This window comes from Paracoccus isoporae, from assembly GCF_900101865.1.
Lineage (GTDB): Bacteria > Pseudomonadota > Alphaproteobacteria > Rhodobacterales > Rhodobacteraceae > Paracoccus > Paracoccus isoporae.
In genome coordinates this window covers 563791-577634 of the sequence record NZ_FNAH01000001.1, presented here as the reverse complement: position 1 = coordinate 577634, position 13844 = coordinate 563791, and the positions used below count along the sequence as shown (strand labels likewise).

Sequence of the window (13844 nt, the reverse complement as noted above, 5' to 3'; positions counted from 1 at the left end):
CCATAAGTTGACGGTTTTGCGATTCGGAATCTTGGCGGGTGGAATTTTTCAGCTATTGCGTGTTTTGACACACGTGCAGGTTAATTGGATTTGCGGTTTCGGGTTCAAATGCGCTCGGCATGCTGGAAAACCAACGCGGTCAAGAAGTTCTCAAGCATCTGAGATATAGTTATATTTTGAGCTGGTGCACGCCGCGGATGCCCCATGGCGAAATCGCGCCGCGCGCAAACTGTCTTTTCCGGCAGTTTCGCCACATTTCCGGCGGCGGCATAAAAATAAACGCTGGCTTGCGCTTGAGAATTTCGTTTCAGTGCGGCAAGCTGTCGGCGTTGTAGTTGGTTTGTCAGTTCTGGTTGTGACGATGTTGCCTTTGCGTTTTGCAGGCGAATTGCCGGTTTGCGGCGGGCCTGCACCATTCTTCAACCAATCTTTGTCTCTGCAAGCTGACGCGGGCGTTCCGTTCGCAATCTGCGTGCGGCAGTCGGCCGCGCAGGCGGACCAATGCCCCTTTACGGGCCCGGCGCGATGATGTCCCGCGTGCGGATCATGCCGTCGCAGGCGCAATCGACGGGCGAGACAGTGCTGCGCTTTCTGGCCGCAGGCGTGGCGAACACGGCTGTCGGCTACGGCATCTACCTGGTCGCGGTGATCGCCGGTGCGGCCCCGCAACTCGCGCTGATCCTGCAATTCGTCCTGGGCGCGCTGTGGAACTATCAGCTTCACGCCCGGATGGTCTTTGCGGTCGAGGGCTGGCGGCGCCTGCCGGCCTATATCGGCAGCTATCTGCTGATCTACGCGGCAAACGCACTGGCGCTGCGCCTCCTGCTGGCGCAGGGGGTCGGGCCGCTTGTGGCGCAGCTCGTCCTGCTGCCATTCGTCGTGCTGGCCTCCTGGCTGCTGATCGGGCGGGTGATGGGGTTTCGCCATCGCGGGGTGCGGAGATGAGCGTGACCGAGGCCGCAACCCGCCCGGCGGCTGTGCCGCGCCTGCCGAGCGTCGCGAGGTCGCTGGTCCTCCTCGCGCTTGCCGTTGCGGTGCTGGGCCTGCTTGGCCGGATCATGGGATATGATCTGCGGCGCGACGAGTTCATGTTCGTGCCGCCCGCGGCATTGCTGGACGAGCATGATCTGTATCGGGACCTGTTCTACAATCACGTGCCCTATTCCGCCTGGCTGTTTCGTGCCGTCCACCAATTGCTGCCGTTTCTTGGGCTTTTGGCGGCGGCGCGGCTGACCGTGTTCATGGCCTGGCTTTTGTTGCTGGGCAGTGCGGGCTGGATCGGCTGGCGGCTGACCCGCTCGCCGAGCCTGACGCTGTTTGCCCCGGTCAGCCTGCTGACCGCCGAGGTGCTGCTGGGTCAGACCGGGATGGCGGCGACGAACAACCTGCTGCCGCTGCCCTTTGCCCTGGTGGGGCTGGGCCTGCTTTCCATCTCGCTGGCAGAGGGCGATCTGCGTTTCGACCGATTGTTTCTGGCCGGAATGATGCTGTCCGTGGCCGCCGGCATGAAGGCGAGCGCGATCGCCTTCATTCCCGCCGTGGCGATCGGATGCTTCCTCATGCCGCCGGAGCTGCGTCTGTCCGAGCGGATCCGCCGGCTGGTGCTGCCGGTCGGGCTTGGCGGGCTGATCGGCGCGCTGCCACTGTTCTGGCTGGCGCTGACCATGCCGGAGACCTTCTTCGCCCATATCGCGGGCTATCATGCCGGGCCGCATGTGGCGTTTTGGCAGGCCAACGCGTCCAGCGAGCCGGGGCTGGCGCTCAGCCCGCCGCAAAAGCTGCAACTGGCCTATTCGGTCTGGCTGGTCGGCGCCCCGATGCTGGCGATGTTCGCTGCCTGCTGGGGCTGGTTCCTGATGCGGCGCGGCCGCGGCGTGACGGGGCTTCGCGGCATGTCGGGCACCCATGCGGTGTTCCGGGTCGTGCTGGCCGCGACGGTGACAACGGCGGTGCTGGCTTTCGTGCCGACCCCCGGTTTCCCGCAATACTACGTCGCGCCGCTCGTCGGGTTTCCGGTGCTGACCGCACTTGCCTATCGCGCCATGTCCGATCCGTCGCGCGTGCATTTCGGGGCCGCGATGATGGTCGCCGCGGCGATGATGGCGGTTTTCGCCGCGCCGCGCCTGGGACTTGGGCTGGCCGCGCTGCGCGACCCCGCCGCCCTGACCCCGGCCCGGATCGCGCGCAGTGCCGAGCTGCTGCGCGCGCGGCTGGCGGAGGCGGGGCTTGCAGATGCCGGGCCGGTCGCCACGCTGTCGCCGCTTTATCCGCTGGAGGCCGGGCTGCCCATCTATCCCGAGTTCTCGGCCGGCCCCTTCGCCTATCGCGTCGCGCCATATACCGAGCCGGCGCTGCGCGCAGAATATGCCATGGCGGGCGCGGAGGATCTGGATGCGCTGTTCGCAGCCCGCCCGCCCGCGGCGATCCTGACCGGGTTCGACGCCGAACTCGAAGCGCCGTTCGAGGCCTATGCCCGTGCCAACGGCTTCACCCGCGCGGAGATCCCCGAAATTCGCGACCGCTACGGCGAGGCCCGGCTGTGGCTGTCGCCCGACGCCGTCACCCCACAGGACCAGACAGGAGACATTCCATGAAGACGATCCTGCTAGCCGGCGGGCTTGGCTCGCGCCTCGCCGAGGAAACCGTGAGCATTCCGAAACCCATGGTTGAGGTCGGCGGACGTCCGATCATTGCCCGTGTGATGGATGTCTACAGCCATTTCGGCCATGACGAGTTCATCGTCGCGGGCGGCTACAAATGCCTGATGCTGAAGCATTTCTTTGCGAATTATCACCTGATCGCGAATGACATCAGCGTGGATCTCGATTCCGGCGATCTGGCGCTGAAGCCGATCTCGTCAGGCGGGTGGAAGGTCAGCGTGGTCGATACCGGCGCCTTGACCATGACCAGCGGACGCATCCGGCGGCTGCGCGACTGGGTGGGCGACGAGACCTTCATGGTCACCTATTCCGACGGGCTCGGCAATGTCGATATCGGCCAGTTGCTGGAGTTTCATCGCGGTCACGGCAAGCTGGCCACGGTGACGGCGGTGCAGCCCCCGGCGCGGTTCGGCAACATGGAGCTGACGGCGGGCGGCAAGGTCCAGGCCTTCACCGAGAAGGTGCGCCGCTACGAGACCTGGATCAATGGCGGGTTCTTCGTCTTCGAGCCGGGCGTGTTCGACTATCTGATCGACGACATGGAGCCGCTGGAACAGTCGCCCATGGTCAACCTGACCCGCGACGGGCAGTTGATGGCGTTCAAGCATTACGGGTTCTGGCACCCGATGGACACGATCCGCGACCGCAATGCGCTGAACGAGCTCTGCGATCAGGATCCGCCGCCATGGCTGCAATTCGATGCCGCGGCGCAGGATCCGCAGCACGTGACGCGGGCCGTGATCTGATGGATGCATGGACCAATCCGGGCGAGCTGTCCTCGGGCTTCGGCGGCATATTTGCCGGCCGCCGGGTGCTGCTGACGGGCCATACCGGGTTCAAGGGCGGCTGGCTCGCGCTGTGGCTCCACGCGCTCGGCGCAGAGCTGCGCGCGGTCTCGCTGCCGCCCGAAACCTCGCCCTCGCTGTTCGATCTGGCGGGCGTTGCGGATCTCTGCGACAGCCGGTTTGCCGATATCAACGACGCCGCGGCGTTGCGCGCGGCGGTGGCGGGGTTCGCGCCGGAGCTGATCGTCCACATGGCGGCGCAGGCCATTGTGCGCGACAGCTATGACACGCCGGTCGAGACCTTTGCGACGAACGTGGTCGGCACCGCGAATGTGCTGGAGATCGCCCGGCAGAGCGCGTCGGTGCGCGGTGTGGTCGTCGTCACCAGCGACAAATGCTACGAGAACAATGAATGGGACTGGGGGTATCGCGAGGTCGATCCCCTCGGCGGGTCCGATCCTTACAGCGCGTCGAAAGCCTGCACCGAACTGGTCGCGCAGGCCTATCGCCGGTCGTATTTCAGTGCGCCGGACGCGGCGCGGCTCGCCTCTGTCCGGGCCGGGAATGTCATCGGCGGCGGCGATTGGGCGGCGCATCGGCTGATCCCGGATATCGTCCGCGCCACCGCCGCCGGTGAGGATGTCACGATCCGCAACCCGGCGAGCGTCCGCCCCTGGCAGCACGTGCTGGAACCGCTTTCCGGCTATCTGATGATCGCCGCCCGACTGCTCGGCGATGACCGTGACGCCGTGTCCGGCGCCTGGAATTTCGGGCCCGACACCGAGTCGACCGTCCCGGTGGGAGAGGTCTGTGCGCTGTTTGCCCGGCTTTGGGGCGAGGGCGGGCCGCGCTTCGTCATGCAATCCAACCCCGATGCGCCGCATGAGGCGGGGCTGCTGCGCCTCGACAGCACCAAGGCGCGGCTTCACCTGGGATGGCGGCCGCGTCTGGGTCTGGCCGATGCGCTGGCGCTGACCACCGACTGGTACCGGGCCCAGGCCGGGGGCGCGGATATGCGCCAGATCACGCTGGACCAGATCGCCGCCTATGCCGGGCTGATGCAGCCCCGCGCGGTATTGCCTGAAACGGACATGCTTGCAGGATAGGAGAGCCAGGAGATGCGCGTGAATTACGGACAGACCGTCCATGGCGAGGAAGAGATCGAGGCGGTCGTCAACGTCCTTCGCAGTTCGACCCAGATGGGCAAGCATGTGCGCGAGATGCAATCGGGCGTCGCCAAGCTGTTCGACAAGTCGCATGGCATCATGGTCAATTCCGGCTCATCGGCGAATTTCATCGCGGTGGCGCTTCTGGATCTGCCGAAAGGGGCGGAGGTGATTACCCCGGCGCTGACCTTTGCCACCACCGTCGCGCCCATGGTGCAGCACGGGCTGGTCCCGGCCTTCATCGACGCGGAAGACGGCACCTATAATGCCGATGCCGATCAGATCGAGGCGATGATCGGGCCCGACACCCGCGCCATCATGATCCCGTCGCTGATCGGCAACCTGCCCGACTGGACGCGGATCCGCGAGATTGCCGAACGGCACAATCTGATCGTGATCGAGGACAGCGCCGATACGCTCGGCGCGACGATCGGCGGGGAAAGCACGGGCGTCAATTCCGCCATTTCTACCACCAGCTTCTATGGCAGCCATGTCATCAACGGGGCCGGGAATGGCGGAATGCTGTGTGTCAATGACGACGATCTGGCCCGCCGCGCGCTGCTGCTGCGAAGCTGGGGGCGGACCTCGTCGCTGTTCCAGGAGGGCAGCGAAGCAATCGAGAACCGATTCAATGTCGAGCTGGACGGGATTTCCTATGACGCGAAATTCCTGTTCGAGGAGCTCGGCTACAACCTGGAGCCGTCCGAGATCAGCGCCGCCTTCGGGCTGGTGCAGCTTGGCAAGCTGGATCGCAACATCACCGCGCGGGAAGAGAATTTCGCCCAGCACCTGGCATTCTTCCGGGACTACGAGGAGTGGTTCATCCTGCCCCGCCAGCTTCCCGATTCGCGCACCGGCTGGCTGGCCTTCCCGCTGACGCTGCGGGAGGGTGCGCCCTTTACGCGGCGCGACATGCAGATTTTCCTCGAAAAGCGAGAGATCCAGACGCGGCCGGTCTTTACCGGCAATATCCTGCGCCAGCCAGCGATGGCCGATGTCGAATCGCGCAGGCGGGCGGAGGGCTATCCGGTGGCCGACCAGGTGATGCGCGGCGGCATCCTGCTGGCGTGCCATCACGGGCTGGATCAGCCGCAGATCGACTATATGCACGAGGCTTTCACAGCCTTCGCCAAGGAAAGGGGCTGAGCGATCGGGATGAAGCATATCTGGCAGGGGCCGGCGCGTGTTCAGGGCGTCCGGCCCGTGCCGCCCGGGGTCCGGCCAACGGTACCAGCCGCGCCCCGTCATGGCCGGGTTCTTCCGGCTGAATGGATTGGAGCTCAAGAATGACGCGCATCCTGGTGACTGGCGGCAGCGGCTTTATCGGATCGCATCTGGTCCGGGCCTGCCTCGATCGGGGCGGGGAGGTCGCGGTGCTCTCGCGCCCCGGCTCCGATCCGTGGCGGCTTGCGGATGTCGCGGACCGGATCACGATCCGCCATGTCGATCCGCTGGACGCGGATGCGGTCGCGCAGCTTCTGCGCGAGCTTGCGCCGGAGCGGGTGTTCCTGCTGGCCGCGGCGACGCGCATTGCCGGGGACCGGGATCTGGCCGCGATGGGCGAAGCCCTGCGCGCGAATGTCGAGCCGCTGCGGATCATGCTGGACGGGCTTAACGGGCTGGAACGCAAGCCCCGTGCCGTGATCCGCACCGGAACGCTGGCCGAGCTGGCAAAGGACGGCAGCGGCCGGGAATGGCCCGCGGGCATCTACGGGCTGTCGATCCTCATGGGCACGCATCTGGCGCGGATCTGGTCGCGAGAGGCGGGCATTCCGGCGATCACCGCCCGGCTCAGCCTGACCTATGGCGGCGATCAGTCCCGCGACTTCTTCGTGCCGGAGGCGATCCATGCCGCGCTCGCCGGCAGATTACGGGCACCGCAGCGGCCCGAGGCGATGCGCGACCTGCTGCATGTGGGTGACGTGGTGGCGGGTCTGCTGCGCATTGCGGATCATGCGGCGCGGCTGCCGCCGGTCCTCAACCTGTCCACCGGGCAGCCGCATCGGCTGGCGGATGTCACCGCCGAGATCGCCCGTCTGACCGGGCAGGCCCGCCCCCCCGCGTCAGACGCGGGGTCCGGGGCGGAGGATCACGTCTCCCTGCCGCCTTCGCCGGAACTTCTCGATCTCGGCTGGCGGCAGATGATCCCGATCACGCAGGGGCTCAAACAGGTGATTGCCTGGGAAACGGCCCGTAACGAAACCCCAACGTCGAGGCGAACGGCATGAGCCTGATTTCCCTTCTGGTCCCGGCCTATAACGAAGAAGACAATGTGCGGCACTGCTATGAGCGGATGGCGGCGGTGATGGCGGGATTGCCGCAGCACGAGGTCGAGTTCATCTTTACCGACAACCATTCCACCGACCGGACCTTTGCCGTGCTGTCGGAGATCGCCGCCGAGGATCCGCGTGTCCGGGTGTTCCGCTTCTCGCGCAATGTCGGCTACCAGAATTCGGTCATGTTCGCCTACAAGGCGGCGCGGGGGGATTGCGCCATCCAGCTTGATTGCGACCTTCAGGATCCGCCGGAGCTGATCCCGCAGATGCTGGATTTATGGACACAGGGCAACCAGGTGGTCTACGGAATCCGCCGCAAGCTGCCCGATGGTCCGGTGGTGGCCGCGCTGCGGCGCGGCTTCTACTGGTTTATCAACCGGATCAGCCATGACGACCTGCCGCGCAATGCCGGTGAGTTCCGGCTGGCGGATCGCCGGGTGCTGGAACAGATCCGCCGCAGCGAGGACCGCTCGCCCTATATGCGCGGGATGATCAGCGCGATGGGCTTCCGGCAGGTCGGGTTCGAATATGACCGCGCGGCGCGCACCGCCGGGGCGTCCAAGTTCCCGCTGAAGGCGATGCTGTCGCTGGCGGTTGACGGGCTTGTGAACCATTCGCTGGTGCCGCTGCGGCTGGCCTCGACCACGTCGCTTCTCGTCGGGCTGATCACGTTCATCGTGCTGCTGGGATATCTGGTCGGCAAGCTGCTGTTCGGCCAGCAATGGCCGCCGGGCTTCGCCACGATCGTGATCCTGCTGCTGATGTCGATGACGCTGAACGCCATGTTCCTTGGTATTCTGGGTGAATATATCGGGCGCATCTTCATGCAGACCAAGAACATCAACGCCCCGATCGTCGAGGCGACGCTGAATGTCGAGGCGCAGACGACCGAGGCGATTGATCCGGCGACCCCGATCCGCTTCCCTGCCGCGCGCTGAGCGCAGCGGCGCAGCGCAGGGGCGGTTCGGGAAGGGCTGACCTTTGCAGAAAACCCCTGTATGCACGCGTGAAAAAGGGGTGCGCATGGCGATTCATCTTTACCAGAACGATCTGCCCGACGGGTTGGATCTCGGCCCGGTCGTGGCCATGGATACAGAAACGATGGGGCTCGACCCGCGCCGCGACCGGCTGTGCCTGGTGCAGATGTCGTCCGGCGACGGGGACGCGCATCTGGTCCAGATCGCGCAAGGCCAGACCACCGCGCCCAATCTGACGCGGATGCTCGCCGATCCCGAGGTGCTGAAACTCTTCCATTTCGGTCGGTTCGACATCGCCGCGCTTGAGAATACCTTCGGCGTCGTCACCGCGCCGGTCTGGTGCACGAAGATCGCCTCCAAGCTGATCCGCACCTATACGGACCGGCACGGGCTGAAATATCTGCTGCAATCGCTGATCGATGTGGATGTCTCGAAGCAGCAGCAGACCTCGGACTGGGGGGCGGCGGAGCTGAGCGAGGCGCAGCTCGAATACGCGGCGTCCGACGTGCTGTATCTGCATCGCCTGCGCGACGAGCTGGAGACGCTGCTGATCCGAGAGGGGCGGCTGGCGCTCGCGCAGGAATGCTTCGACTTCCTGCCGAGCCGCGCCCGGCTGGATCTGCTGGGCTGGGGTGATGACAATGACATCTTCCATCACTAGGTCCGGCGCATGAGCAGCTATCTGGAAACCGCGCGGCGGGTGATCGAGACCGAGGCGAACGGGCTTGCCGCCCTGTCCGCGGCCCTGAACGAGCCGTTCGATCGGGCTGTGGATACCATCCTGTCCGCACGCGGGCGCGTCGTCGTGTCGGGGATGGGCAAATCCGGGCATATCGGGCGCAAGATTGCAGCGACGCTGGCCTCTACCGGCACGCCGTCGCAATTCGTGCATCCGGCAGAGGCGAGCCACGGCGATCTCGGCATGGTGGCCGAGGGCGACGTGGTGATCGTCATCTCAAATTCCGGCGAGACGCCGGAGATCGCGGATATCGTCGCCCATACCCGCCGCTTCGGCATTCCGCTGATCGGCATTGCCAGCCGCGACGGCTCGACACTGATCCGGCAATGCGACGTGGCGCTGCTGCTGCCCGCCGCGGCTGAGGCCTGCGGCAATGGCATCGTGCCGACCACCTCGACGACGATGACGCTCGCGCTCGGGGATGCGCTTGCCATCGCGCTGATGGAGCATCGGCGCTTCACGCCCGAACATTTCCGCACCTTTCATCCCGGCGGCAAGCTGGGGGCGCTGCTGTCTCGGGTGGGCGATCTGATGCATGGCGACATGCCGCTGGTTGCGGCGGAGGCCCCGATGACCGAGGCGCTGCTGACCATCAGCCAGAAGGGATTCGGCGTGACCGGGGTGACGGGGCCGGATGGGCGGCTGATCGGCATCATCACCGACGGCGACTTGCGGCGGCATATGGACGGATTGCTGGACCGGCGCGCGGCGGATGTGATGACGCCCGATCCGCGCACCATCGGTCCCGATCAGCTTGCCGAGGCCGCCCTGGCCGAGATGCAGTCGCGCAAGATCACCTGCCTCTTCGCGGTAGAGGACGGTCTTCCGACCGGCATCCTGCATATCCATGACTGCCTGCGGGCCGGGATGGTGTGATGCGCTCGCGCGTGATCGCCTGGCTGCGTGTGCTGCTGCCACTGGCCGCGCTCGCCATCCTGTCGACGCTGTTTCTGCTGGGCCGCTCGCCCGACCCGGATGACGCAATCCCCTATGCCGATGTCGATGCCGAGGAGCTGGCCCGTGATCCCCGCATGACGCGACCGGAATTCGCCGGCGTGACGAATGGCGGCGCGGCGGTGACGCTGACGGCGGATCGGGCCACCCCGAATTCCGACCGCGAGGGCAGCGCCGAGACGCTGCGCATGACCTGGCGGTCGGCCGACGGGCTGGCGGCGGATCTGACCGCGCCGCACGGGGATGTGGACGGCCAGGCGATCCGGCTAGACGGCGGTGTGCGGGTCACGACCTCGGATGGCTGGGCCATTACCGTGCCGCAGGTGGAAAGTGATCTGGATGCCGACCTTGTCACCGGCACGGGCGGGCTGACCGCGTTTGCGCCGATGGGTCGGATCGACGCGGCCGAGATGGTGATCTCGCGTGATGCCGATGGCGCGCAGCTTCTGAATTTATCCGGCGATGTGCGTCTGCTATATGAACCCTGATCCCTCTCGAAAGGATGTCGGATGCAAGCTGCTCTGTTCCCCGCTCTCGCGCTGACGCTGTGCCTCATCGGTGCCGCGCCGCTCTCTGCCCAGGTGATGGGGTTCGGCGGCGGCGGTGCCGACACGGACGCCCCGGTGGAGCTGTCTGCGGACAACCTGACGGTAAACCGCAGCAGCGGAGAGGCGGAGTTCAGCGGCAATGTCATCATCGGGCAGGGCGAGATGCGCCTGTCGGCCGATCAGGTCCTGGTCCGCTATGCCGAGGGCGATACCAGCCGGATCGACAGCCTGCAGGCGATCGGCAACGTGACGCTGGTGAATGGCGAGGACGCGGCCGAAGCGAACGAGGCCGTATATGAGGTCGAGGCCGGGAACATCACCCTGACCGGAGAGGTTCTGCTGACCCAGGGCGAGAACATCATGTCCGGCGACAGCATCGTGGTGAATCTGAGCGATGGCACCGCGCAGGCCTCCGGCCGGGTGCGCACGGTGCTCCAGCCGGGCCGCGACTAATGCCGGATCTGGTCGCGCCGCAGGGACTCTCGGTCCGGGGGCTGCGCAAATCCTATCGCAAGCGGCCGGTGATCCGCGATGTGTCGATGGACCTCGCGCGGGGTGAGGTGGTGGCGCTGCTGGGGCCGAACGGCTCGGGCAAGACGACCTGCTTCTATTGTATTGCGGGTCTCGTCGCACCTGATGGCGGCGACGTCTATATCGACGCGCAACCCGCCACCGGCATGCCGATGTATATGCGCGCCCGCCGTGGGATCGGTTATCTGCCGCAGGAAATGTCGATCTTCCGCGGGCTGACGGTCGAGCAGAACATCATGGGCGTGCTGGAGGTCGTCGAAGCCGGTCCCCGGCATCGCCGCGACCGGCTGGAGGAGCTGTTGGGAGAGTTCTCGATCGGCCATATCCGCCATGCCTCCGCGATGGCGCTCTCGGGCGGGGAGCGGCGCCGGGTGGAGATCGCGCGCTGCCTGGCCTCGAACCCGAAATACCTGCTTCTGGACGAGCCCTTCGCCGGGGTCGATCCGATTGCGGTGGGCGATATCCGTGCGCTCGTCCATGATCTGAAGTCGCGCGGGATCGGCGTGCTCATCACCGACCATAACGTGCGTGAAACGCTCGGGATCGTGGACCGGGCCTATATCCTGCATGACGGCCATGTGCTGATGTCAGGCACCACGCGAGAGATCGTGGACGACCCGCGCGTGCGCGAAGTCTATCTGGGCGAAAGCTTCTCTTTAAGCTGAGTGCAGGGCCGGTTTTTCCGGCCCGCCATTGCCGCCGATCCTGCTGCGCGGGCATCGTTGACACACCCGCGGACCGGTCGCAGACTGATCCTGTCCGGAGCGGTCCCGTCAGCTTCCGGCGGGGGCCGGGCAATGAAAGGAAAGAACAATGCGTTACCAGATCAGCGGAAAACAGATCGACATCGGTGAAGCCCTGACACAGCATGTCGAGACCGAACTTGGTGAGACGGTTGGCAAGTATTCGCAGCGCCCGACGGACGCCAATGTGACCTTCTCCAAGAAAGCGCATATGCTGGTTTGCGACGTTCTGGTCCATCTTTCCACGGGCCTGACCGTTCAGGCCAAGGGCGAGGCGGCCGATATCTACGCCGCCTTCGAAGCCGCCCGCGAGAAGATGGACAAGCAGTTGCGCAGATACAAGCGACGGCTGAAGGACCACCATAAGGACAGGTCCGGCCCGGTTGAATACGGCGCCGCAGGGCTGTATGTGCTGCCGGCCGACGAAGAGGAGTGGGAATCGCAGGATGCGAATGGCCTGCAACCCGTGATCGTCGCCGAAATGGAATCGCGCGTCCCGACCCTGTCCGTCGGTGACGCGGTCATGCAGATGGAACTGGCCGGCGCACCGCTTCTGGTGTTCCGCAACGAGAAGCACGGGGGCGTGAATGTCGTTCATCGTCGTGACGACGGCAATATCGGCTGGATCGACCCGCGCAATATCGGTTAGCTGCCTCGCGCGGCATCCCGCCCGGGGCATGTCGCCCCGGGCAGGTAGAAAGACGGATTGGTATGCAGCTTAGCACGATCGTCAAACCCGCGGCCGTACGCGCCTATCCCCAGGCGAGTTCGAAGAAGCGGTTGTTTCAGGATATTTCCGAACTGGCCGAACAGATCTACGGCCAGGATGCCAGCCAGACGCTGGATGCCTTGCAGGAACGCGAAAGCCTGGGCCCCACCGGCGTCGGCAATGGCGTGGCGCTGCCTCATGCCCGGCTGCACGGTCTGACCTCGGTGGCCGGGGTGTTCGTCAAGCTGGACAAGGCGCTCGATTTCGACGCGGTGGACCGCCAGCCGGTGGACCTGGTCTTCGCGCTTCTGGCCCCGAAGGGCAGCGGCGTCGATCACCTCAAGGCGCTCGCCCTCGTGTCGCGCACGCTGCGTGACCCGGACCTGCGGGCCAAGCTGCGCGCGAATTCCGACCCCGCGACGCTGCACGCGATCCTCAGCTCAGGCCGGGGCGTGCAGGCCGCCTGATTTGGTCCTGAACCGATTCGGCCCTATGGTTGTTGGGTCAGAGGAGGACCGTTACATGACCAAGAAATTGACCGACCGCGAACGCAGCACGGCCAATGGCCGCGTCCGCTCCTATGTGACCCAGGACCGCGAATCAGGTCTGCACCCTTCGATCTCCAAGCTGCACAGGCGCCATCATGCCCGTGCCGAGGATGATAGCCGCAAGGCAAGCGAATACGCGCGCATCGAGCGCGGCCACGAAGCCTGATCAGCGCGCGATTTCGGGCGCGGCCCGTGCCCAGACCTTTCGCATCAGCCCCGGCAGATCGGCCGGGTTGAAATGGTCCAGCCTCACCCAGTGACCGCGGGCGGCGGGCGCGTTGGTTTTTGCCAGATGCACCTGCATCTCCAGCGAGAAATGGGTGAAGACGTGCTGGATCGGCTCCAGCTTGCGCCATGCCGCGTCGAGCGGGGCCGTGGCCGCGCCGCCATCCCAGCCGGTGGACGGAAACGCAAGCGTGCCGCCGAGCAGCCCCTTCGGCGGACGCCGCTCCAGCAGGATCGAGGTGCCGTCGGTCACCACCCAAGCAATTCCTGCGCGCTGCGGCTTGGCCTTCCTGGGGGCTTTGCGGGGCAGTTCGGGCGCAATTCCCAGCCGGCGCGCCGCGCAGCCGTCGGAAAGCGGACAGATTACGCAGGCCGGGTTGCGCGGGGTGCAGATCGTGGCGCCGAGATCCATCATCGCCTGCGCGTAATCACCCGAGCGCCCGTTCGGGGTCAACGTCTCGGCCAGATCGACCAGTTCGCGCTTGGCCGCTGGCAGCGGCGTTTCGACCGCGAAAAGCCGTGCCACCACCCGCTCCACATTGCCATCGACCACGGTTTCGGGCTGGTCATAGGCAATGGCCGCGATGGCCGCCGATGTGTATGGGCCGATGCCGGGCAGGGTCTGCAATCCGGCCCGCGTCACCGGGAATCCGCCCTCGGCCGCGACCTGGCGCGCGCAGGCCAGCAGATTGCGGGCGCGTGCGTAATAGCCCAGGCCGGCCCATTCCGCCATGACCGCCGAATCGTCTGCGGCAGCCAGGCTGTGCACATCGGGCCAGAGCTGGATGAACCGCTCGAAATAGGATTTCACCGCCGCCACGGTGGTCTGCTGCAGCATGATCTCGGACAGCCAGACGCGATATGGATCGGCGCGGCTCCCGCCGGGCGGCACGCGCCAGGGCAGCACGCGGGCATGTCGGTCATACCATTCCAGCAATCTCTGCGCGACATCACGCATGGTTCACGGGTTTTTTGACCTGTCT

17 protein-coding genes are annotated in these 13844 nt (G+C 65.8%); 15 read left to right on the top strand and 2 right to left on the bottom strand.

The annotated features are described in order from the left end of the window. Positions 1 to 104: 104 nt before the first annotated feature. Positions 105 to 416, bottom strand: a complete 312-nt coding sequence (locus BLT73_RS16950; protein WP_143025611.1) for a hypothetical protein — start codon at positions 414 to 416, stop codon at positions 105 to 107. A gap of 85 nt (positions 417 to 501) precedes the next feature. Between BLT73_RS16950 and BLT73_RS02790 the strand changes: the two genes are divergently transcribed. From BLT73_RS02790 to BLT73_RS02720, 15 genes are all read left to right on the top strand, one after another. Further along, the gene (locus BLT73_RS02790; RefSeq protein WP_090520617.1) at positions 502 to 945 is read left to right on the top strand and encodes a GtrA family protein; all 444 of its coding nucleotides are present in this window, start codon (positions 502 to 504) and stop codon (positions 943 to 945) included. Continuing rightward, entirely contained in the window at positions 942 to 2594 is a 1653-nt protein-coding gene (locus BLT73_RS02785) for a hypothetical protein (RefSeq protein ID WP_090520616.1), read from the top strand. The genes BLT73_RS02790 and BLT73_RS02785 overlap by 4 nt, the downstream gene beginning before the upstream one ends. Next, entirely contained in the window at positions 2591 to 3406 is an 816-nt protein-coding gene (rfbF, locus tag BLT73_RS02780; protein WP_090520614.1) for a glucose-1-phosphate cytidylyltransferase, read from the top strand. Before BLT73_RS02785 ends, rfbF begins: the two co-directional genes overlap by 4 nt. After that, positions 3406 to 4551 (top strand): CDP-glucose 4,6-dehydratase, encoded by a 1146-nt coding sequence (rfbG, locus tag BLT73_RS02775; protein WP_090520612.1) that lies wholly within the window; start codon positions 3406 to 3408, stop codon positions 4549 to 4551. Before rfbF ends, rfbG begins: the two co-directional genes overlap by 1 nt. Before the next feature lie 18 nt (positions 4552 to 4569). Continuing rightward, entirely contained in the window at positions 4570 to 5757 is a 1188-nt protein-coding gene (locus BLT73_RS02770) for a DegT/DnrJ/EryC1/StrS family aminotransferase (RefSeq protein ID WP_218132496.1), read from the top strand. Positions 5758 to 5897: 140 nt separating this feature from the next. Continuing rightward, complete coding sequence (locus BLT73_RS02765) at positions 5898 to 6839, top strand: NAD-dependent epimerase/dehydratase family protein (protein ID WP_176804857.1); 942 nt, start codon at positions 5898 to 5900, stop codon at positions 6837 to 6839. After that, on the top strand, positions 6836 to 7825 hold the full coding sequence (locus BLT73_RS02760) for a glycosyltransferase family 2 protein (RefSeq protein ID WP_090520607.1): 990 nt from the start codon (positions 6836 to 6838) through the stop codon (positions 7823 to 7825). The genes BLT73_RS02765 and BLT73_RS02760 overlap by 4 nt, the downstream gene beginning before the upstream one ends. 85 nt (positions 7826 to 7910) lie before the next feature. Next, on the top strand, positions 7911 to 8525 hold the full coding sequence (locus tag BLT73_RS02755; RefSeq protein WP_090520605.1) for a ribonuclease D: 615 nt from the start codon (positions 7911 to 7913) through the stop codon (positions 8523 to 8525). Positions 8526 to 8534: 9 nt separating this feature from the next. Beyond that, positions 8535 to 9479, top strand: coding sequence for a KpsF/GutQ family sugar-phosphate isomerase (locus BLT73_RS02750; protein WP_090520603.1), 945 nt, complete (start codon positions 8535 to 8537; stop codon positions 9477 to 9479). Next, complete coding sequence (locus BLT73_RS02745) at positions 9479 to 10045, top strand: hypothetical protein (protein ID WP_090520601.1); 567 nt, start codon at positions 9479 to 9481, stop codon at positions 10043 to 10045. Before BLT73_RS02750 ends, BLT73_RS02745 begins: the two co-directional genes overlap by 1 nt. Positions 10046 to 10066: 21 nt before the next feature. Continuing rightward, a complete protein-coding gene (gene lptA / locus BLT73_RS02740) occupies positions 10067 to 10558 on the top strand; it encodes a lipopolysaccharide transport periplasmic protein LptA (RefSeq protein WP_176804855.1) in 492 nt (163 codons plus the stop codon). Then, positions 10558 to 11301 carry an LPS export ABC transporter ATP-binding protein gene (gene lptB, locus BLT73_RS02735; RefSeq protein ID WP_090520600.1) on the top strand — a complete coding sequence of 248 codons (744 nt, stop codon included), beginning with the start codon at positions 10558 to 10560 and terminating at the stop codon, positions 11299 to 11301. Before lptA ends, lptB begins: the two co-directional genes overlap by 1 nt. 148 nt (positions 11302 to 11449) lie before the next feature. Next, positions 11450 to 12028: a ribosome hibernation-promoting factor, HPF/YfiA family gene (gene hpf / locus BLT73_RS02730; protein ID WP_090520598.1), complete on the top strand. Its 579-nt coding sequence runs from the start codon at positions 11450 to 11452 to the stop codon at positions 12026 to 12028. A 62-nt stretch (positions 12029 to 12090) separates the two neighbouring features. After that, complete coding sequence (locus BLT73_RS02725; RefSeq protein ID WP_090520597.1) at positions 12091 to 12555, top strand: PTS sugar transporter subunit IIA; 465 nt, start codon at positions 12091 to 12093, stop codon at positions 12553 to 12555. Between the two features lie 55 nt (positions 12556 to 12610). After that, on the top strand, positions 12611 to 12802 hold the full coding sequence (locus BLT73_RS02720; protein WP_090520595.1) for a hypothetical protein: 192 nt from the start codon (positions 12611 to 12613) through the stop codon (positions 12800 to 12802). On the opposite strand, the gene mutY is transcribed toward BLT73_RS02720, so the two are convergent. Then, a complete protein-coding gene (gene mutY, locus BLT73_RS02715) occupies positions 12803 to 13819 on the bottom strand; it encodes an A/G-specific adenine glycosylase (RefSeq protein ID WP_090520593.1) in 1017 nt (338 codons plus the stop codon). Positions 13820 to 13844 lie beyond the last annotated feature (25 nt).

Excerpts from the sequence above, each read along its gene's own strand:
- lptB (WP_090520600.1), top strand. The coding sequence starts at position 10,558 with ATGCCGGATCTGGTCGCGCCGCAGGGACTCTCGGTCCGGGGGCTGCGC.
- rfbF (WP_090520614.1), top strand. The coding sequence starts at position 2,591 with ATGAAGACGATCCTGCTAGCCGGCGGGCTTGGCTCGCGCCTCGCCGAG.
- BLT73_RS02755 (WP_090520605.1), top strand. The coding sequence starts at position 7,911 with ATGGCGATTCATCTTTACCAGAACGATCTGCCCGACGGGTTGGATCTC.
- BLT73_RS02785 (WP_090520616.1), top strand. The coding sequence starts at position 942 with ATGAGCGTGACCGAGGCCGCAACCCGCCCGGCGGCTGTGCCGCGCCTG.
- BLT73_RS02725 (WP_090520597.1), top strand. The coding sequence starts at position 12,091 with ATGCAGCTTAGCACGATCGTCAAACCCGCGGCCGTACGCGCCTATCCC.
- BLT73_RS02745 (WP_090520601.1), top strand. The coding sequence starts at position 9,479 with ATGCGCTCGCGCGTGATCGCCTGGCTGCGTGTGCTGCTGCCACTGGCC.
- BLT73_RS02720 (WP_090520595.1), top strand. The coding sequence starts at position 12,611 with ATGACCAAGAAATTGACCGACCGCGAACGCAGCACGGCCAATGGCCGC.
- BLT73_RS02765 (WP_176804857.1), top strand. The coding sequence starts at position 5,898 with ATGACGCGCATCCTGGTGACTGGCGGCAGCGGCTTTATCGGATCGCAT.
- mutY (WP_090520593.1), bottom strand. The coding sequence starts at position 13,819 with ATGCGTGATGTCGCGCAGAGATTGCTGGAATGGTATGACCGACATGCC.
- BLT73_RS02790 (WP_090520617.1), top strand. The coding sequence starts at position 502 with ATGCCCCTTTACGGGCCCGGCGCGATGATGTCCCGCGTGCGGATCATG.
- BLT73_RS02750 (WP_090520603.1), top strand. The coding sequence starts at position 8,535 with ATGAGCAGCTATCTGGAAACCGCGCGGCGGGTGATCGAGACCGAGGCG.
- lptA (WP_176804855.1), top strand. The coding sequence starts at position 10,067 with ATGCAAGCTGCTCTGTTCCCCGCTCTCGCGCTGACGCTGTGCCTCATC.
- BLT73_RS02760 (WP_090520607.1), top strand. The coding sequence starts at position 6,836 with ATGAGCCTGATTTCCCTTCTGGTCCCGGCCTATAACGAAGAAGACAAT.
- hpf (WP_090520598.1), top strand. The coding sequence starts at position 11,450 with ATGCGTTACCAGATCAGCGGAAAACAGATCGACATCGGTGAAGCCCTG.
- rfbG (WP_090520612.1), top strand. The coding sequence starts at position 3,406 with ATGGATGCATGGACCAATCCGGGCGAGCTGTCCTCGGGCTTCGGCGGC.
- BLT73_RS16950 (WP_143025611.1), bottom strand. The coding sequence starts at position 416 with ATGGTGCAGGCCCGCCGCAAACCGGCAATTCGCCTGCAAAACGCAAAG.